Origin of the sequence: Nocardioides marinquilinus, assembly GCF_039543705.1 — a bacterium.
Lineage (GTDB): Bacteria > Actinomycetota > Actinomycetes > Propionibacteriales > Nocardioidaceae > Nocardioides > Nocardioides marinquilinus.
This window is the reverse complement of the sequence record NZ_BAABKG010000003.1, coordinates 666,411-683,878: the sequence shown is the minus strand read 5'-3', so window position 1 is coordinate 683,878 and position 17,468 is coordinate 666,411. Positions and strand designations below refer to the sequence as shown.

General features: G+C 74.6%; 17 protein-coding genes. 8 read left to right on the top strand and 9 right to left on the bottom strand.

Annotation, left to right across the window (positions count from 1 at the left end):
* Positions 1 to 23: 23 nt before the first annotated feature.
* Both ABEA04_RS14390 and ABEA04_RS14385 read left to right on the top strand, forming a co-directional pair.
* Positions 24 to 767 carry a zinc ribbon domain-containing protein gene (locus tag ABEA04_RS14390; protein WP_345459749.1) on the top strand — a complete coding sequence of 248 codons (744 nt, stop codon included), beginning with the start codon at positions 24 to 26 and terminating at the stop codon, positions 765 to 767.
* Positions 764 to 1,975, top strand: coding sequence for a bifunctional RNase H/acid phosphatase (locus ABEA04_RS14385; protein WP_345459746.1), 1,212 nt, complete (start codon positions 764 to 766; stop codon positions 1,973 to 1,975). The genes ABEA04_RS14390 and ABEA04_RS14385 overlap by 4 nt, the downstream gene beginning before the upstream one ends.
* A 33-nt stretch (positions 1,976 to 2,008) precedes the next feature.
* Here ABEA04_RS14385 and ABEA04_RS14380 read toward each other — a convergent pair whose 3' ends face one another.
* Together ABEA04_RS14380 and yaaA are read right to left on the bottom strand one after the other, a co-directional pair.
* Positions 2,009 to 4,144, bottom strand: a complete 2,136-nt coding sequence (locus tag ABEA04_RS14380) for a putative Ig domain-containing protein (RefSeq protein WP_345459743.1) — start codon at positions 4,142 to 4,144, stop codon at positions 2,009 to 2,011.
* A gap of 131 nt (positions 4,145 to 4,275) precedes the next feature.
* Positions 4,276 to 5,049: a peroxide stress protein YaaA gene (gene yaaA, locus ABEA04_RS14375; RefSeq protein ID WP_345460350.1), complete on the bottom strand. Its 774-nt coding sequence runs from the start codon at positions 5,047 to 5,049 to the stop codon at positions 4,276 to 4,278.
* A 61-nt stretch (positions 5,050 to 5,110) separates the two neighbouring features.
* On the opposite strand from yaaA, the gene ABEA04_RS14370 reads away from it, so the two are divergent.
* On the top strand, positions 5,111 to 6,577 hold the full coding sequence (locus ABEA04_RS14370) for an RNB domain-containing ribonuclease (protein ID WP_345459740.1): 1,467 nt from the start codon (positions 5,111 to 5,113) through the stop codon (positions 6,575 to 6,577).
* Between the two features lie 57 nt (positions 6,578 to 6,634).
* Here ABEA04_RS14370 and ABEA04_RS14365 read toward each other — a convergent pair whose 3' ends face one another.
* The gene (locus ABEA04_RS14365) at positions 6,635 to 6,904 is read right to left on the bottom strand and encodes a GlsB/YeaQ/YmgE family stress response membrane protein (RefSeq protein ID WP_345459737.1); all 270 of its coding nucleotides are present in this window, start codon (positions 6,902 to 6,904) and stop codon (positions 6,635 to 6,637) included.
* An 82-nt stretch (positions 6,905 to 6,986) separates the two neighbouring features.
* The gene (locus tag ABEA04_RS14360; protein ID WP_027863177.1) at positions 6,987 to 7,238 is read right to left on the bottom strand and encodes a WhiB family transcriptional regulator; all 252 of its coding nucleotides are present in this window, start codon (positions 7,236 to 7,238) and stop codon (positions 6,987 to 6,989) included.
* Positions 7,239 to 7,511: 273 nt separating this feature from the next.
* Between ABEA04_RS14360 and ABEA04_RS14355 the strand changes: the two genes are divergently transcribed.
* Positions 7,512 to 7,937, top strand: a complete 426-nt coding sequence (locus ABEA04_RS14355) for a hypothetical protein (protein ID WP_345459734.1) — start codon at positions 7,512 to 7,514, stop codon at positions 7,935 to 7,937.
* A gap of 273 nt (positions 7,938 to 8,210) precedes the next feature.
* On the opposite strand, the gene ABEA04_RS14350 is transcribed toward ABEA04_RS14355, so the two are convergent.
* Entirely contained in the window at positions 8,211 to 9,041 is an 831-nt protein-coding gene (locus tag ABEA04_RS14350) for an RNA polymerase sigma factor SigF (protein ID WP_345459731.1), read from the bottom strand.
* Position 9,042: 1 nt separating this feature from the next.
* A complete protein-coding gene (locus ABEA04_RS14345) occupies positions 9,043 to 9,456 on the bottom strand; it encodes an ATP-binding protein (RefSeq protein ID WP_345459728.1) in 414 nt (137 codons plus the stop codon).
* Between the two features lie 217 nt (positions 9,457 to 9,673).
* Between ABEA04_RS14345 and ABEA04_RS14340 the strand changes: the two genes are divergently transcribed.
* Both ABEA04_RS14340 and ABEA04_RS14335 read left to right on the top strand, forming a co-directional pair.
* Positions 9,674 to 10,873, top strand: a complete 1,200-nt coding sequence (locus tag ABEA04_RS14340) for an NAD(P)-dependent malic enzyme (RefSeq protein WP_345459725.1) — start codon at positions 9,674 to 9,676, stop codon at positions 10,871 to 10,873.
* Between the two features lie 44 nt (positions 10,874 to 10,917).
* Entirely contained in the window at positions 10,918 to 11,856 is a 939-nt protein-coding gene (locus tag ABEA04_RS14335; RefSeq protein ID WP_345459722.1) for a hypothetical protein, read from the top strand.
* A 4-nt stretch (positions 11,857 to 11,860) separates the two neighbouring features.
* Here ABEA04_RS14335 and zwf read toward each other — a convergent pair whose 3' ends face one another.
* Positions 11,861 to 13,303 carry a glucose-6-phosphate dehydrogenase gene (gene zwf / locus ABEA04_RS14330; RefSeq protein WP_345459720.1) on the bottom strand — a complete coding sequence of 481 codons (1,443 nt, stop codon included), beginning with the start codon at positions 13,301 to 13,303 and terminating at the stop codon, positions 11,861 to 11,863.
* A 59-nt stretch (positions 13,304 to 13,362) separates the two neighbouring features.
* Between zwf and ABEA04_RS14325 the strand changes: the two genes are divergently transcribed.
* Together ABEA04_RS14325 and ABEA04_RS14320 are read left to right on the top strand one after the other, a co-directional pair.
* On the top strand, positions 13,363 to 14,331 hold the full coding sequence (locus ABEA04_RS14325) for a zinc-binding dehydrogenase (protein WP_345459717.1): 969 nt from the start codon (positions 13,363 to 13,365) through the stop codon (positions 14,329 to 14,331).
* 16 nt (positions 14,332 to 14,347) lie between these two features.
* Positions 14,348 to 15,031 carry an SDR family oxidoreductase gene (locus ABEA04_RS14320; RefSeq protein ID WP_345459714.1) on the top strand — a complete coding sequence of 228 codons (684 nt, stop codon included), beginning with the start codon at positions 14,348 to 14,350 and terminating at the stop codon, positions 15,029 to 15,031.
* A 155-nt stretch (positions 15,032 to 15,186) separates the two neighbouring features.
* On the opposite strand, the gene ABEA04_RS14315 is transcribed toward ABEA04_RS14320, so the two are convergent.
* Positions 15,187 to 16,671: an amidase gene (locus ABEA04_RS14315; RefSeq protein ID WP_345459711.1), complete on the bottom strand. Its 1,485-nt coding sequence runs from the start codon at positions 16,669 to 16,671 to the stop codon at positions 15,187 to 15,189.
* A gap of 62 nt (positions 16,672 to 16,733) precedes the next feature.
* Positions 16,734 to 17,363: a TetR family transcriptional regulator gene (locus tag ABEA04_RS14310; protein ID WP_345459708.1), complete on the bottom strand. Its 630-nt coding sequence runs from the start codon at positions 17,361 to 17,363 to the stop codon at positions 16,734 to 16,736.
* Positions 17,364 to 17,468: the final 105 nt, after the last annotated feature.

The following is a 17,468-nucleotide window of genomic DNA, read 5'->3' as shown; positions in this document are numbered from 1 at the left end:
GCGAACCACCCGAGGACGACGCGGTGAAGGCCGACCCGGCCGCGCAGGCCGCCCTGCTCGAGGTCCAGGCGCTCGACTCGCGTGCCGACCAGCTGCGCTACCAGCGCAGCCACCTCGCCGAGCTGGCCGAGATCGCCTCGCTGACCGCCAGCCGCAGCCGTGACGACGACGAGCGCCGCGACCAGCAGATCGTCGTCGACGACCTCAACGCCGCCCAGCGCAAGGCCGACCTCGACGTCGAGCAGGTCAAGGCCCGCCGCGCCCGCGACGCCGACCGCATGGCCCAGGGCCTGATCACCAACCCCCGCGACCTCGAGCGCATGCAGCAGGAGCTCGGCTCCCTCGAGCGACGCATCAGCGTGCTCGAGGACGAGGAGCTCGAGATCATGGAGCGGGTCGAGGAGGCGCAGGGGCGCCTCGACGAGCTCACGCAACGCGTGGCCGGCTCCGACGAGCGGCTGGCCGAGCTGGCCGCCGTCCGCGACGAGAAGACCGCCGCCATCGACGCCGAGCTGACGACGCTGGCCGCCGAGCGCGAGCCGGTCGCCGCCGGCCTGCCCGACGACCTCACCGCCCTCTACGAGCGGCTGCGCGCGAGCAAGGGCGGGGTGGGCGCCGCCGCGCTGCGCCAGCGCCGCTGCACCGGCTGCCAGCTCGGCATCGACAACGCCGAGCTGGCCGTCATCCGCGCTGCCGCCGACGACGAGGTGCTGCGCTGCGAGGAGTGCCAGCGCATCCTGGTGCGCGTCGAGGACAGCGGCCTGTGAGCGGTCCGCGGTCCGTCCTCATCGAGGCGGACGGCGGCTCGCGCGGCAACCCCGGCCCCGCCGCCTACGGCGCCGTGCTCAAGGACGCCGACACCGGTGCCGTCATCGCCGAGGACGGGACGACGATCGGCCGCGCCACCAACAACGTGGCCGAGTACCGCGGCCTGATCGCCGGTCTGCGGCTCGCCGCCGCCTACGCCCCCGACGCCGACGTCGAGGTGCGCATGGACTCCAAGCTCGTCGTCGAGCAGATGTCGGGCCGCTGGAAGATCAAGCACCCCGACATGCGGCCGCTGGCCGTCGAGGCCAACGGCCTCGCGCCGTTCGGCACCCGCTACACCTGGGTGCCGCGCGAGCGGAACAAGCACGCCGACCGGCTGGCCAACGAGGCGCTGGACGGCACGCGGGACGGCGTGACCGTCGCCGGCGCCGAGCCCGCCACCGAGCCCGCCACCGAGCCCGCCGCCGAGCCCACCAGCGAGCCCGCCGCCACCGAGCCCGAGACCGCCGACGAGGCCACGCAGCAGCCGACGCCCGCGCGCGGCTGGGGAGGCTCGGGGACGCCGACCACCCTGGTCGTGCTGCGCCACGGCGTCACGACCCACACCACCGCCAAGCGGTTCTCCGGTGGCCTCGGCGGCGACAACCCGCCGTTGAGCGACGAGGGCCGCGAGCAGATCCGGGGCGCCGCGGAGTGGCTGGCGCCGCTGGCCGGCCAGGTGGCCGCCGTGGTCGCCTCGCCGGTGCGCCGCACCCGCGAGTCGGGCGAGATCGTGGCCGAGCGGCTCGGCGTCCCGCTGGTCGAGGAGCCGGGCTTCGCCGAGATGGAGTTCGGCCACTGGGACGGGCTCGGCATCGACGAGGTGCGTGAGCGTCACGGCGCCGAGCTGGAGGCCTGGCTCGGCTCGGTCGACGTCGCGCCCGAGGGCGGCGAGTCGTTCCGCGTCGTGCAGGACCGCGTGCTGGCCGGCCTCGAGCGGGTGCTGGCCGACCACGCCGGTCGCACGGTGGTGGTCGTCAGCCACGTGACGCCGATCAAGACGGTCGTCGCACACGCCCTCGGCGCCCCGCTCGACTCGCTGTTCCGCATGGAGCTCACGCCCGCCTCGGTCACCGTCGTCGCCTGGTTTCCCGACGGCCGCGCCTCGCTGCGGCTGTTCAACGCCACGGCGCCCGACCGCGACGCGTTCACCGCCGGCACCTGGTAGCCCGCCCGGGGCCGCCGACGGCGCCGGGCGGCGTCAGCGCGCCGACGTCCTGAGGACCGTCAGCCGCGCGGTGCCGCGCGAGGCGAGCACCTGGCCGTCGCCGGCGAAGCCGGCGGTGAGCAGGTAGCGGCCGGGCCGCAGCGAGCGCGGCGCGATCCGGATGGTGGCGCTCGACGAGCCGGGCACGCCGCGGACGGGCGTCAGCCGCGCGGTGCCGAGGCGCCTGGAGCCGGCCTTGAGGACGACGACGCCGCGCGGCACCACGCCGGAGGCGAACACGTGCACCCGGGCCCTGGTGCCGGCGCCGTGGCGCAGCGAGGACTCGTCGACGCTGAGCACGGTGGCCGAGGCGGCGGCCACGACACGCAGCACGAGGCGTGCGGTGACGTCGGTGCCGACGCCGTTGGTGGCCCGCACCGTGACCTCGCCTGCGCCGGAGCGGGTCGGGACGCCGTCGATGCGCCCGGTGCTCGCGTCGAGGCGCAGGCCCGGCGGCAGCGCGCCGGCGACGACCGCGTACGTCGGAGCGGGGTAGCCGGTCGCGGCGAGCGTGAAGTCGTAGGGCTGCCCGACCCGTGCGGCCGGTGGACGGCCCGGGGTGAGGGCGGGGCGGTCGAGCACCTCGACCACGGCCGGCAGCTCGTCGGTGCCCGCACCGTTGCGGGCCTCGAGCGTGAACGCGAACCGGCCGCGCTCGGTCGGCACGCCCGCGAGCACCCCGGTCTGCGGGTCGAGGGTCAACCCCGGCGGCAGCGCTCCGTCGCTCACCGAGAACGTCGGGGCGGGCAGACCGGTGGCGGAGAGCGTGTGGGAGTACGGCTGGCCGAGCTCGGCGACCCCCGGCGCCGGGCTGGTGAAGCTCGCGGCGCCGGCCGCGACGAGCGGGGCGAGGTCGACGGCGTCGGCGAGCGCGCGCTGCCCGAGCGTGTTCACGTGCAGCCCGTCGACGTCGTACTCGGCGCGGATGCGGTTGCGGTCGGCCGGGTCCTGCAGCACCGCCTCGAAGTCGACGAGCGCGTCGCACGTGCCGCTGCAGTCGCCGCCCTGGCGGATGAAGGCGTTGACCTCGTCGCGCGCGGCGTTCTGGGCGGCGTTGTAGCCGGGGCGGGGCGTGATGGGGGTGACGATGACGTCGATGCCCGCCGCCCGCAGCTCGGCGAAGGTCGCGCGCATGCTCGAGGTCAGGGAGGCAGCGTTGCACCCGTTGCCGAGGTTCGCGATGTCGTTGGTGCCGTAGTAGTAGACGACCGCGGTGACGCCGTGGAGGGCGAGCACGTCGCGGCTGAGCCGCGAGACGCCGTCGTTGCCGCCCGAGCCGCAGGCCGGCGAGGCGGTGGTGCCGCCGATGCCGGCGTTGACGACGCTCACCTGCTGGTCGGCGGGCAGCTCGGCCGCGACGCGGCGCGCGAGGAGGTCGGTCCACCGCAGGTAGGGGTCGCTCGGGGTGCAGCCGGGGCCGCAGCTCTCCGACCCCGTGCCGTCGACGACCGAGCTGCCGTAGGCGACCACGGTGCCCGCGAGGTCGGCGTTGCGGACGTCGACGGCGCCGACGACGTAGTTCCAGCCGTGGGTCTCGGTGAACGCGGCGCCCGACTCGGACGCCGCGTGGTTGCCGCCGTTGTCGGGCGCGAACCAGTTGGTGCGGCCGGCGCGGTCGTGCAGCGTGGTGACCGTGGCGTTGCGCAGGTAGAGCGAGATCGTCAGGTCCTGCCGCGCCCGGGTCTCGAACGGCAGCGGGTCGCTCCACACCCAGCCGCCGGCGGGGATCGAGACGCTCGACTGGCCGCCGAACGCCACGGAGCGCATCGAGCCCGTGACGACGTTCGGCCCGTTCGAGGTCAGCCCGACGGTGGTCGCGTCGACCACCATGGGCGCGGTGCCGAAGGTGTTCTCCAGCCGCAGCCGCACCTGGTCGCCGCCCTGGGTCACCCGGCTGACCTGGCGCAGCGTGCGGTTGGTGAAGGTCAGGCCCGACCGGCGCTGAATCGACTGCGCCCACGAGGTGAACCAGCCCCCGTCGTCGGCGGCCGCGCGCGTCGCGGGGGGCGCGACGGCCGGCGCGGGCGGCTCCGTGGCCGACCGGGCCGCGGTCGGGGACGCCGCGAGGCCGCCCCCGAGCAGGGCCCCGATCGTCGTCAGGGTCATGACCGCCGTGCTGCGGATCCTCATCGCGACGCCTCTCGTGCGTGGGCGGGCGCGATCGCGACTTCTGCCCTGTCGTCGATCGAATGCTGCCCGACTTGTGACGAAGACCATACTGAAGTCGGGCCGTCGTCACGTGGCAACGACACCGAAAAGGCTCAGACCTCGGTGACGACGACGTCCAGCTGCGTGCCCTTCGCGGTCGGCTCGCCGACCTCGACGTGCCAGCCGAGCTCGGTGAGCAGCGCGGCCAGGCGCGCCGGGGTGCGGGCGTCGCGGCCGTCGTCCAGCAGCGCCCGCACCAGCCGGCCCTTGGTGGCCTTGTTGAAGTGGCTGACGACCGAGCGCCGTCCGTCGCGCTCCTGCAGCACCCGCACCGTCGCGACCCGCCGCGCCAGGTCGGACGGCGGTCGCCAGAACGCGGCGTAGGTGCCCGAGCGGAGGTCGACGAGCAGGCCGCTGCCGACCGCGTCGAGCACGGCCGGGCCGAGCGCGTCGCGCCACGTCGCCGCGACCGGCCCCAGCCCGGGCAGGGTGGCGTCGCCCGAGAGCCGGTAGGCCGGGATGCGGTCGCCGGGCCGCACCAGCCCGAACAGGCTGCTGACCACCGCGACCCGGGACGCCGCCCGGCGCCGGGCCGCCGTCGGGAGCGTGGCCAGGCCGAGCGCGTCGTAGAGCACACCGCTGTAGACGGCGTCCGCGCGCGCCGTCGGCGCGTCGGCCAGGGCGGCGTTCAGCGCGACGAGGTCGGTCCGGGTGCGGGGGACGTCGAGCACCTCCGCCGCCGTCGAGGGGTCACCCGAGCACAGCTCGACCAGCGCCGCGAGCACGCGCTCGCGCGCCGGGGTCAGCGACGGCGACGACAGGCCGGCGAGGTCGAGCGGTCGCCCGCGCCGTGGCGCCGTCTTGCCCTCGCTCGGGGGGAGCAGCATGAGCACCGCGCCAGCGTAGGGAGGGTCCCCGGGTCGGGCTGCACTGGCTAGGGTCACCGGCATGACGAGCAGTCGGGTGGTCAGGGTCGGCACCGACGACGACGCCGTCGTCGCCGGCCTGCGGGCGGGCATCGAGCGGATCCAGGCCGAGCTCGACGTGACGCCGGACTTCCCCGACGAGGTCGAGCAGGCGGCCGCCCGGGCCGCCGCCTCGCCCCGGCTGCCCGACCTCGACCGCACCGACCTGCCTCTGGTCACCATCGACCCGCCGGGCGCGCGCGACCTCGACCAGGCGCTGCACCTCGAGCGCGACCCCGACCGCCCCGGCGGCTTCGTCGTCCACTACGCCATCGCCGACGTGGCGGCCTTCGTCACCCCGGGCGACCCCGTCGACCTCGAGGCGCACCGCCGCGGCCAGACCCTCTACGGCGCCGACTCCAAGGTGCCGCTGCACCCGCCGTCCCTCTCGGAGGACGCCGCCTCGCTGCTGCCCGACCAGGTGCGCCCGGCGCTGCTGTGGACGATCCGGGTCGACGAGACCGGCGAGGGCATCGACGTCGACGTCCGCCGGGCCCGGGTGCGCTCGACCGCCCAGCTCACCTACGAGCAGGCGCAGGCCCGGGTCGAGGCCGACGACGCCCCCGAGTCGCTGGTGCTGCTGCGCGAGCTCGGCGAGCTGCGGCTGGCGCGCGAGGCGGCGCGCGGCGGCATCTCGCTGCCGCTGCCCGAGCAGGAGGTCGTCGTCGACGAGCGGCCCGGCACGCCGTGGCGGCTGGAGTTCCGCTCGCAGCTGCCGGTCGAGCAGTGGAACGCGCAGGTCTCGCTGCTCACCGGCTTCGGGGCGGCCTCGCTCATGGTCTACGCCCGCGTGGGGCTGCTGCGCACCCTGCCGCCGCCCGACCCCCGCGACGTCCAGCGGCTTCACCGCACCGCCCGGGCCCTGGGCGTCGAGTGGCCGGCCGAGCTGCTCTACCCCGACTTCCTGCGCACCCTCGACCCCGCCCGGCCCGAGCACGCCGCCCTGCTGGTGGCCAGCGCCCGACTGCTGCGCGGCAGCGGCTACGTCGCCTTCGACGGCGAGGTGCCGGCCGACCCGCAGCACTCGGCGCTCGCCTCGGAGTACGCCCACGTCACCGCGCCGCTGCGTCGCCTGGCCGACCGCTACGCCGGCGAGGTGTGCGTGGCACTGTGCGCCGACGAGCCGGTGCCGGGCTGGGTGCTCGAGGCCCTGCCCGGCCTGCCGGCCGAGATGCAGCGCTCCAGCCAGCAGGCGGGCGCCTACGAGCGGGCCGTCGTCGACCTCGTCGAGGCCGGGCTGCTGGCCGGCCGCGTCGGCGAGGAGTTCGACGGCGTCGTGGCCAGCACCGACGGCGACGACGACCGCAAGGGGCGGGTGACCGTGCGCGAGGTGGGCGTCGAGGCGCCGCTGCGCTCGGACGACGGGCCGCTCCCGCTCGGCCAGGACGTGCGGGTGCGGCTCACCGAGGCCGACGTCGAGACCCGCGTCGTCCGCTTCGAAATGGCCTGACGGGCGACGCCCGTGGGGCGCCGCCCGTCAGTGGGTCGGTAGGGGAGTGCTGTTGCGTCAGTGGCGCGCGGACGTGGTGGGCTTGCGGCCCATCACCGCCTCGGCGGCGCCGATCAGCAGCACCGCGGCGATCACCGCGAGGATGAAGCCGAGCACGTTGAGCTCCCAGATGCTGCCGCTGTTGATCAGCCAGGCGATGGTGCCGCCGATCAGCGAGCCCACGATGCCGAGGCCGAGCGTCCCGACGAAGCCGAGGTGCTGGCGGCCGGGCTTGATGAGGCGAGCGAGCACACCGATGATGAGGCCGGCAACCAGGAATCCGATCATGTGATCGAGACTACGGCCGACCTGGACACCCCATCGGGTGGCGCTGACGGAGCTCTCGGTGGCCGACGGGGCGAGGCGCCTCTCAGGCGGTGCGCACGCGGGCGCGGGCGTTGCGGCGCTTCAGGGCGCGGCGCTCGTCCTCGGACAGCCCGCCCCACACGCCGTGGTCCTGCCCCGCCTCGAGCGCCCAGGCCAGGCACTGCTCGCGCACGTCGCAGCGGCGGCAGACCTGCTTGGCCTCCTCGATCTGGAGGATGGCCGGGCCGGTGTTGCCGATCGGGAAGAACAGCTCCGGGTCCTCGTCGAGGCACGCGGAACGATGGCGCCAATCCATGGCAGGTGGATCCTTGATCTCTCGTACGTGCAGGCAGGGATGCTCAGGCCTGCGGGTGCGCTTCATCGCGCGTGTGTGAACGATTTCACGAACGCTCACCCACTGTCGCAACTATCGGGGTCGGGATCAACCCTTTCGCGTGGTCTCCTGGATCACAAGCCCCTGTCTCGGTGTGTCTCCCGCCACCTGGCGGGGTCGGCGCGGCGTCAGACCGGCACCTGGAGCGCCCGTGCCGGGCCGCGTCGACGCCCCGCTCGCCCGTAGCCTCGCCTCGTGCCCGATGCCACGAGCGAGCCCGCCGAGCCCGACCGGCCCGTGGACGACGTCCGCCCGCCGGCCCTCACCGTGGCGGCGGCGCTCGTCGGGCTGCAGGGCCTCGGGTTCGTGGGCCTGGCCGCCCTGAGCGCGTCCGACACCGTCGCCGACCGGCTCGAGGTGGGGCTGTCGGTGGCGGTGTTCCTGGCCGGGTACGGCGCGGTGCTGCTCGCCGGCGCGTGGGGGCTGGCGACGCTGAGGTCGTGGTCGCGCGGCCCGGTGCTGATGACGCAGCTGGTGCAGCTGGGCCTGGCCTGGAACGTGCGCGCCGAGCCCGGCCTGGCCGTGCCGCTCGCGGTCAGTGCCGTGGTCGTGGGGGTGTGCGTGCTGCGCCCGAGCAGCCTGGAGGCGCTCGGCGTCCGGCTGGAGCGCGAGGAGACGTAGCCCGCGCCGGCCGAGAAGGGCCGGAAAAAGAAACGGACCCGCTCGAGGCATCTCCCCCCAGAGGTGCCGAGCGGGTCATCGTTCCTAGCTGCTCGTGGTGGCGAGCGATCCCCCCGGATCGTCACCCCCGGCCGAGCCGGGTGTCGAGGTGATCCCCCCGGATCGATTCGACAGAGACAATCTAGGCTCGGCGTCGCCACGATCGATCCACAGCAGATCCACGACGTGCCCAGGTTTCGGTAACAGGCCCGGCCCGGCGGCCGGCCGCCGCCGTCACTCGGGCTCGGCGGACTCCAGCGAGCTGCGCAGCTGCTCGAGCGTGCGGTTCAGCAGCCGCGAGACGTGCATCTGCGAGACGCCGATCTCGGCCGCGATCTGCGACTGCGTCATGTTCTTGAAGAACCGCAGCAGCAGGATCTTCTTCTCCCGCGGCGGCAGCTTCTCGAGCAGCGGCTTGATCGACTCGCGGATCTCGACGTGCTCGAGGCCCTCGTCGTCGATGCCGATCGCGTCGAGCATGCTCGAGCCGCCGTCGTCGGAGTCGTCGGTGGCGTCGAGGGACAGGGTCGAGTAGGCGTTGCTCGACTCCAGGCCCTCGACGATCTCCTCCACGCTGCAGCCGATGGCCTCGGCGAGCTCGCGCGGGGTGGGGGAGCGGCCGAGGGTCTGCGTCAGCTCGGCGGTGGCCGAGCCGATCTGCATGCGCAGCTCCTGCAGGCGCCGCGGCACCCGGATGGCCCAGCCCTTGTCACGGAAGTAGCGCTTGATCTCGCCGATGATGGTGGGGGTGGCGTAGGTCGAGAACTCGACGCCGCGCTCGGTGTCGAAGCGGTCGATCGACTTGATCAGGCCGATGGTGCCGACCTGGACGAGGTCCTCGAACGGCTCGCCGCGGTTGCGGAAGCGGCGCGCGCAGTGCTCGACGAGCGGCAGGTGCAGGTGCACCAGCGCGTCGCGGGCATGGGTGCGGGCGGCCTCGGAGGCGATGTCGCCGCGCAGCTCGCCGAAGAGCTCGGCGCTGCGCCGGCGGGTGATCTCGGTGCGGGTCAGGCCCTCGGTCGGCGCCTCGGCCGGCCCGTCGTCCCGTGCGGGGAGGCCGGTCATCTCAGAAGCCGGCAGCGGACGACGTCATGGTCATCTCGATGGCGAACCGTCCGTCGGCGGTCGAGATGTCGGCCTCGGAGGCCAGCGTGGTGAGCACCTGCCAGGCGAAGCTGTCGAGGTCGGGCACGGGCTGGGTCGCCGCGGCGACGCTCACCGAGACCACCATGCGGCCGGGCGCCAGATGGAAGCGGCACAGCAGGTCGCTGCCGGCGTCGGCGTGCTCGAGCACCATCGCGTTGGCCTCGCCGACCGCGATGCGCAGGTCCTCGATGTCGTCGATGGTGAAGTCGAGGCGGGCGGCCAGGCCGGCGGTGGTGGTGCGCAGCACCGACGCGTAGGCGCTGTCGGCCGGCACCCGCAGCTCGACCTCGGCGCGATCGGTCCGCTCACCGCTGGACTGCGACGTCACTGACATGGTGGTCCTTCCGCCGTGCCGCAGACGGCCGCCCTCACAGGCGCCCGCCGTCGTCGACACCGCTGCGTGCGAGGTCGGGGTCGGTACGACCGCGACCCTAACGTGCCGCCCGGCCGCGCGGGGGGTGACGCGGCGCGGACGCCGCCCTCGGACGCGCGTCGCGACCTGCGTCACGTCGTCCGGCGGGGGGCGGGGCGTTGTGCGAGGATCCCGCAGCATGTCCGGCGCCGACCCGCAGCCCCCGCCCGCGACCCACCCGCTGGCGGGCGACCCCGTCTTCGACCTGCACCTCGGCGGCAAGATGGCGGTGGCCTCGACGGTCGCGCTCGACGGCCGTGACGACCTCTCGCTGGCCTACACGCCGGGCGTCGCGCGGGTGTGCGAGGCCATCGCGGCCGACCCGTCGCTGACGCGTCACTACACGTGGGTGCCGAACACGGTGGCCGTGGTCACCGACGGAACGGCCGTGCTCGGCCTGGGCGACATCGGGCCGGCGGCCGCGATGCCGGTCATGGAGGGCAAGGCGGTGCTGTTCAAGCAGTTCGGGGGCGTGGACGCCGTGCCGATCTGCCTCGACACCACCGACACCGACGAGATCGTCGAGACCGTGGTGCGCCTCGCGCCCAGCTTCGGCGGCGTCAACCTTGAGGACATCTCGGCGCCGCGGTGCTTCGAGATCGAGGACCGGCTCAAGGCGCGGCTCGACATCCCGGTCTTCCACGACGACCAGCACGGCACCGCGGTGGTCGCGCTCGCGGCGCTCACCAACGCGATGCGGCTCACCGGCCGCACGCCGTCCACCACGCGCGTGGTGATCTCCGGCGCCGGGGCGGCCGGCGTCGCGATCGCGAAGATCCTGCTGGCGGCCGGGGTGGAGGACCTCGCCGTCACCGACCGCAAGGGCGTCGTGCACTCCGGGCGCGGCGACCTGACGCCGGTCAAGCAGGCGCTGGCGGCGGCGACGGCCGACCGCAGCGGCCGCGCGGGCTCGCTGGCCGACGTCCTCGACGGGGCCGACGCCTACCTCGGCGTCTCGGGCGGCACGACGCCCGAGGCCGACGTCGCCCGCATGGCTCCCGAGGCGATGATCTTCGCGATGGCGAACCCGACGCCCGAGGTGCACCCCGAGGTCGCGCACCGCTACGCGCGCGTGGTCGCGACCGGCCGGTCGGACTTCCCGAACCAGATCAACAACGTGCTGGCCTTCCCGGGCATCTTCCGCGGAGCCTTCGACGTGCACGCCAGTGCCATCACCGAGGGGATGAAGGTGGCCGCGGCGACGGCGCTGGCCGACATGGTCGGCGACGCGCTCGCCGAGGACTACGTCATCCCCTCGCCGTTCGACCCGCGGGTGGGGCCGGCAGTGGCGGCCGCCGTGGCCGCCGCCGCGCGGGCCGACGGGGTCGCCCGCGCCTGAGGCGCGCGGGTGTCGGGGCCGCGCCTGCGGGGGATGGTGCGGTCATGCGCCACGCCGCCCGTCGTCCGGCCGCCGCCCTCGCCCTCGCCGCCGTCCTCGCCCTCGCGGGCTGCGGCGATGGTGACGACGAGGCCGCCGACGGGCCGGTGCCGGCCTGTGGCGGCCTCACCGACGACGACGTCTCACGCCTGGTCGGCGCCGAGTCGAGGGGTGAGGAGCAGCGCACCGAGGGCGGCTCGCTGTGCAACTACCAGGGCCTCGGTCCCGACGGGCCGACCAGCCAGGTGCTCACGGTCTCGGTGCGACGCGAGGACGTGACGGTCGAGCAGCTCGCCGAGAAGGCTCCCTTCGGTTCGGTCGATCCCGACGCCGAGCTGACCACGACCGAGGTCGAGGTGCCCGGCGCCGACGAGGCGCTGATGGTGAGCCAGGTGGTGGCCGGCGTCCCGGCCGCACCGCGCCTGGTCGCGCGCGCCGACGGCCTGTCCTTCACGGCCTCGCCCGTGGCCTGGAGCCCGGACGCCGACGAGCCGCTCGCCGTCGGCGCCCTGACGGCGATGGTCACCGGCGAGCTGCCGGCCGACGTGGCCGACCCCGGGCCCCTTCCCGACGACGCCTGCTCGACCTGGACCGACGCCGTGGTCGGCCGGGTGCTCGGGACGAAGGTCGTCTCGAAGGACGAAGGAGACCGCGCCGGCCGCCTGGGCTGCGCCTATCTCGACCGCGAGGGCGAGACGGTGCTCCACGTGCAGGAGCAGCCCGGTCCGACCTACCTGACCGGCCTCGTGGTGGCGAACGCCCGGGCCGGCTCCTACGTCGAGGAGGTCCCGGTCGACGGCGAGGCAGAGGCCTGGTTCGTCGCCACCCGCGACCAGGTGTACCTCGCCACGCCGACGTCGCTGCGGACCGTGACGGTCGTCGACGATGCAGGCGACGACGTGGCGCCGGCACTGCGCGACCTGCTTGCCGTGCGCGAGCGCTGAGGGCTCAGCCGCCCACGCGGTTGGGGTCGCGCCAGGTGCGCTCGAACGGCAGCCGCCAGGCGTGCGGCGCGATGAGCTGGTGGATGGCGTTCGGCCCCCACGAGCCCTCGCTGTAGACCCGCACCGGCGGCGGGTCGTCGAGCAGCGGCTGCGACTTGGCCCACAGCGTCTCGATGCCGGCGGCCGAGGTGAACAGCGTGCGGTCGCCCTTCATGGCGTCGTGGATGAGGCGCTCGTAGGCCTCGAGCACCGAGCCCGAGCCGGTGGTGTCGACCGTGGCGAACTGCATCGACAGCTTCTCCAGCTTCATGCCCGGGCCGGGACGCTTGCCGTAGAACGACAGCGACATGCGCGACTGGTCGGCCAGGTCGAAGGTGAGGTGGTCGGGGCCCTGCGTGCCGGCGTTCGACCCCGACGGGAACATCGACAGCGGCGGCTCCTTGAAGGCGATGGAGATGATCCGCGCGCCCTCGGCGAGCTTCTTGCCGGTGCGCAGGTAGAACGGGACGCCGGCCCAGCGCCAGTTGTCGATCTCGACCTTGAGCGCCACGAACGTCTCGGTGTCGGAGTCGTCGGCGACCTTGTCCTTGCCGCGGTAGCCGTTGTACTGCCCGCGCACCACGTTGTGCGGGTCGATGGGCCGCATCGAGCGGAAGACCTTCAGCTTCTCCTCGCCGATGGGCCCGGGCGCCAGCGACGTCGGCGGCTCCATCGCCATGAACGCCAGCACCTGCATCAGGTGGGTGACGACCATGTCGCGGTAGGCGCCGGTGGTCTCGTAGAAGGCGGTGCGGCCCTCGAGGCCCAGCGTCTCGGGCACGTCGATCTGCACGTGGTCGATGAACTGGCGGTTCCAGATCGGCTCGAACAGGCCGTTGGCGAAGCGGAACGCCAGGATGTTCTGGGCGGCCTCCTTGCCCAGGAAGTGGTCGATGCGGAAGACCTGCTCCTCGTCGAAGACCGCGTGCACCTCGTCGTTGAGCGCCTTCGCGCTCGCGAGGTCGGTGCCGAAGGGCTTCTCCATCACGATGCGCGAGCGCTCCACCAGGCCGGCGGCGTCAAGCTCGTGGACGACGTCCAGCGCCGCCTTGGGCGGGACGCTCAGGTAGTGCAGCCGCCGCACGTCGGCGGGGTCGCCGAGCTCGGCCTCCATCTTCCTGACCACCTCGGCGAGGGCGTGCGGCCCCTCTGAGGTCGGCACGTAGTGCAGCCGCTCGCTGAACGGCGCCCACCGCTCGTCGGTCACCTCGCCCTTGCCGAACTCCTCGCACGCGGCCCGGGCGATGGCGTCGAAGGCCACCTCGTCGACGTCCTCGAGCGAGGTGCCGACGACCCGTGCGTCGGGCAGCAGCCCCGACTCGAAGAGCCGCAGCAGGGCGGGCAGCAGCTTGCGCTTGGCGAGGTCTCCGGTGGCGCCGAAGATGACGACGACGGTGGGGTGGTCCACGGGCACCACGCTAGCCCTCCGACATGTCGCCCGCGTGTCCTGTCACTACTGTCGGCGGCATGCTCGCCGCCTACGTCACCTCGTTCTCCTCCGACAGCCCGCTCGAGGGCCTGGAGGTGGGGGAGCGGCCCGACCCCGAGGTGCCCGACGGGTGGACGACGGTCACCGTCAAGGCGGCCTCGCTGAACCACCACGACCTCTGGTCGCTGCGCGGGGTGGGCCTCAAGGAGGAGCAGCTGCCGATGGTGCTCGGCTGCGACGCGGCCGGTGTCGACGACGAGGGCAACGAGGTCGTCGTCCACGCCGTGGTGGCCAGCCCCGGTTGGAGCGGCGACGAGACCCTCGACCCCCGGCGGTCGCTGCTCTCGGAGCGGCACCCGGGGGCGCTGGCCGAGCGGGTCGCGGTGCCGCGGCGCAACGTCGTCCCGAAGCCGTCGTCGCTGTCGTTCGAGGAGGCCGCGTGCCTGCCGACGGCGTGGCTGACCGCCTACCGGATGCTGTTCACCCGCGGCGGCCTGAAGGCCGGCGACACCGTGCTGGTGCAGGGCGCCGGCGGCGGCGTGGCCACCGCCTGCATCATGCTCGGCCGCGCGGCCGGCCTGCGCGTCATCGCCACGAGCCGCGACGAGGCCAAGCGGGCCCGCGCCCTCGAGATCGGGGCCCACGAGGTCGTCGAGTCGGGCGCGCGGCTGCCGGTGAAGGTCGACGCGGTGATGGAGACCGTCGGGCGCGCCACCTGGTCGCACTCGATCCGCGCGCTGCGACCGGGCGGGGTGCTGGTGACGTCGGGGACGACGTCCGGCCCGAAGCTCGACGACGCCGAGCTGACCCGCATCTTCTTCCTGCAGCTGAGCGTGGTCGGCTCGACGATGGGCACGCGCGACGAGCTGGCCTCGCTGGTCTCGATGCTCGACGCCACCGGCGTCCGGCCGCTGGTCGACCGCACCCTGCCGCTCGACCGGGCGCGCGACGGGTTCGCCGCGATGGCCGAGGGCGACGTGTTCGGCAAGATCGTCTTCACGCTGTGAGCGGCGGGTCCGTGCGGTGAGGCACCTGGTCACCGGCGCCGGCTCGGGCATCGGCGCGGCGCTGGCCGAGCGGCTGCACGCCCGCGGCGACGAGCTGGTGCTCGCCGCCCGCAGCGCCGCGCGCGCCGACGAGCTCGCCGCGCGGTTCCCGGGCGCGACGACGTTCGTGGCCGACCTGGCCGACCCCGCCTCGCTGCGGCTGGCCGACCTCGACGCGCTCGACTCGCTGCACCACGTCGCCGGCGTGGTCGCCCTCGCCCCGGTCGCCGAGCAGGACGACGCGCGGCTGCGCGAGCAGGTCGACGTCAACCTCGTGGCCCCCGCCGTGCTCACCCGGCTGGCGCTGCCGGCGCTGCGGCGCGCGGGTGGGCTGGTGGTCTTCGTCGGCTCGACGGCCGGGCTGACCGCCAACCCGAGCTGGTCGGCCTACGCGGCCACCAAGTTCGGGCTGCGCGGCTTCGCCGACGCGCTGCGGGCCGAGGAGGCCGCGGCCGGGCACGGCGTCCGCGTCACCAGCGTGTTCCCCGGCCGCACCGCCACGCCCATGCAGGCCAGGGTGCACGAGCAGGAGGGCAAGGACTACGACCCCACCCGCTTCGCCGACCCCGGCACCGTGGCCGAGACCGTGCTGCACGTGCTCGACCTGCCGCGCGACGCCACGATCTCCGACGTCACCGTCCGCCCCGGCCCCGGCGCCTGAGCCGCGCCGTCCGCCCCCCGCCGCCCACCGCCCACGGAGCTGTCACTCGGTGTCCGGTGCACTGCCTCGGTGGCCTACCACCGAGGTAGTGGCGTGGACACCGAGTGACAACGGTGGGGCGGCTGGGGCTGATGGGGTGCCTGAGACTCGCGGGGTCAGAGCGGGGGGCGGCGGTCGAACCAGGGGCGGGCCTGCTCGAGCTGGGCGGCGAGGCGCAGCAGCAGGCCGTCGGCCCCCAGGCGGCCGACGAGCTGGACGCCGATCGGCAGGCCGTCGGGGGTCCAGTGCAGCGGCACGCTCATCGCCGGGCGACCGGTGAGGTTGGCGAGCTGGGTGTAGGGCACCCAGCCGAGGTTCTGGGTGATCATCCGGTCGACGACCGGCAGGTGGCGCAGCAGGCCGCCGACGCGCGCGGTCAGCAGCGCCTTCTGGGCCACCTGCACCGCGGCGGGCTGCTCGAAGGCGCCGATGCGCGGGGGTGCCGTGGCCGTGGTCGGGGTGAGCAGCAGGTCGTGGGTCTCGTGGAAGACCGCCAGCCGCCGCAGGTGGGTGTGGCGGTTCTCGACCGCGCGCACGAAGTCGACCGACGCGGTGGCGCGGCCGATCGCCGCCATCAGCAGCGTGTCGGGCTCGAAGCCGCCGTCGCCGCTGCCCGAGGCCCGCTTGGCCTCCTCGACCTGGGCGGCGCAGCTGACGAACCAGGTGGTGAGGAAGTCGCGGGCGAGGGCCGCGTCGTCGAACGGCGCCTCGTCGAGGTGGACGACGTCGTGCCCGAGCCCGGCGAGCAGCTCGCCGGCGTCGTGGGCGGCGGCGACGGCCTCGGGGTCCGGCTCGGGGTTGATGGCGCTGGCCGTGCACACCGCCACGCGGAGCCGGCCCGGGTCGCGGCCGACCTGGGCGGCGAACGACTCGTCGGGCACCGCGGCCAGGTAGGGGGCGTCGTCGGTGGCGCCGATCAGCACGTCGAGCATCGCGGCCGTGTCGCGCACGCTGCGCGAGACGACGCCGTGGGTGGCCGTGCCGCCGATCGGCTCGCCGCGCTGCGGACCGCCGGGCAGCAGGCCGCGCGAGGCCTTGAGCCCGAACAGTCCGCACGCCGAGGCCGGGATGCGGATCGAGCCGCCGCCGTCGCTGGCCGCGGCGCACGGCACGATGCCGGCGGCCACCGCCGCGGCCGAGCCGCCCGACGAGCCGCCGGGGGTGCGGTCGGTGTCCCACGGGTTGCGCGCCGGCCCGAACAGCAGCGGCTCGGTGATGCCCTTGGCGCCGAACTCGGGGGTGTTGGTCTTGCCGAGCACGACCAGCCCGGCGTCGAGCCAGCGCTCGACCACCGCGGCGTTCTCGGTGGCCGGCAGCGTGCTGAGCGAGCGCGACCCGCCGCTGGTCGGGTAGCCGACCAGCTCTTGCGCGAGGTCCTTGAGCAGGAACGGGACGCCGGCGAACGGGGCGTCGTCCGCCAGCTCGGCCGACGCGCGCGCGGCCGGCGGGTCGACGTCGACGACCACGGCGTTGACCCGGTCGTTCACGGCGGCGGTGCGCGCCCGCGCCGCGGCGACCAGCTCGTCCCGCGTCACCTCGCCGGAGCGCACCAGGTCGGCCAGACCGACGGCGTCGTGGGCGGCGTACTCGTCATGGTCCACGGCGCGATCCTAGGGAGGCGTGCCCCGCCCCGCCTCGCCCGCACCAGTCGCGCCGCCGGGGGTCAGGCGGGTGGCGTCGAGCGCCACTGCAGGGCGCCGATGAGCACCATGCGCAGCTGGGTGCGGGCGGTCTCGGCGACCTGCTGGACGGCGTCCGGTCGGCCGTCGGCCTGCACGATCTGCTCGGCGGTGCCCACCATCGCGCCGACGATCAGCGCCGAGAGCACCCGGAGGTCCTCGGGCGACCAGGCCTCGGTGCCGGGCAGCCGGGCGAGGTCGGTGGCCAGCTCGTGCTGGGCCAGCTCGATCTGGTGCCGGATGGCGGCGCGCACCGCCGGGGGGCCCGCGGCCCGCTCGCGCACGATGAAGGCGAAGTGCCGCCCGCGTCGCTCGACGTGCTCGACCAGGGTGCCGACGGAGCGGTCGACGACCTCGCTGAAGGAGGGCTGGCTGCCGCTGCGCACGTCGCGCAGCATCGAGCGCAGCGAGGCGAACGACTCGTCGACGAGCTCGAGCCCGAGGGCCTCGATGGAGTCGAAGTGGCGGTAGAAGGCCGTGGGCACGATGCCGACCTCACGGGCCACCTGCCGCAGCGAGAGGGCGACCAGGCTGCTGCCGTCGCACAGCTGCAGCGCGGCGTCGAGGATGGCGCGCCGGGTGCGCTCCTTGCGCTCGACGCGGGTCTCCGTCACCGCAGCATCCTAGGCGGTGGACGTGTGTGCACCCTCACGGCCGAGGGCCCTTGACCGTCCCATGCCGGTCCTGGGACGGTTTGAGTGTACAGACGTTCACCCACT

Excerpts from the sequence above, each read along its gene's own strand:
- ABEA04_RS14380 (WP_345459743.1), bottom strand. The coding sequence starts at position 4,144 with ATGAGGATCCGCAGCACGGCGGTCATGACCCTGACGACGATCGGGGCC.
- yaaA (WP_345460350.1), bottom strand. The coding sequence starts at position 5,049 with ATGCTGCTCCCCCCGAGCGAGGGCAAGACGGCGCCACGGCGCGGGCGA.
- ABEA04_RS14370 (WP_345459740.1), top strand. The coding sequence starts at position 5,111 with ATGACGAGCAGTCGGGTGGTCAGGGTCGGCACCGACGACGACGCCGTC.
- ABEA04_RS14365 (WP_345459737.1), bottom strand. The coding sequence starts at position 6,904 with ATGATCGGATTCCTGGTTGCCGGCCTCATCATCGGTGTGCTCGCTCGC.
- ABEA04_RS14360 (WP_027863177.1), bottom strand. The coding sequence starts at position 7,238 with ATGGATTGGCGCCATCGTTCCGCGTGCCTCGACGAGGACCCGGAGCTG.
- ABEA04_RS14350 (WP_345459731.1), bottom strand. The coding sequence starts at position 9,041 with ATGACCGGCCTCCCCGCACGGGACGACGGGCCGGCCGAGGCGCCGACC.
- ABEA04_RS14345 (WP_345459728.1), bottom strand. The coding sequence starts at position 9,456 with ATGTCAGTGACGTCGCAGTCCAGCGGTGAGCGGACCGATCGCGCCGAG.
- ABEA04_RS14340 (WP_345459725.1), top strand. The coding sequence starts at position 9,674 with ATGTCCGGCGCCGACCCGCAGCCCCCGCCCGCGACCCACCCGCTGGCG.
- ABEA04_RS14335 (WP_345459722.1), top strand. The coding sequence starts at position 10,918 with ATGCGCCACGCCGCCCGTCGTCCGGCCGCCGCCCTCGCCCTCGCCGCC.
- ABEA04_RS14325 (WP_345459717.1), top strand. The coding sequence starts at position 13,363 with ATGCTCGCCGCCTACGTCACCTCGTTCTCCTCCGACAGCCCGCTCGAG.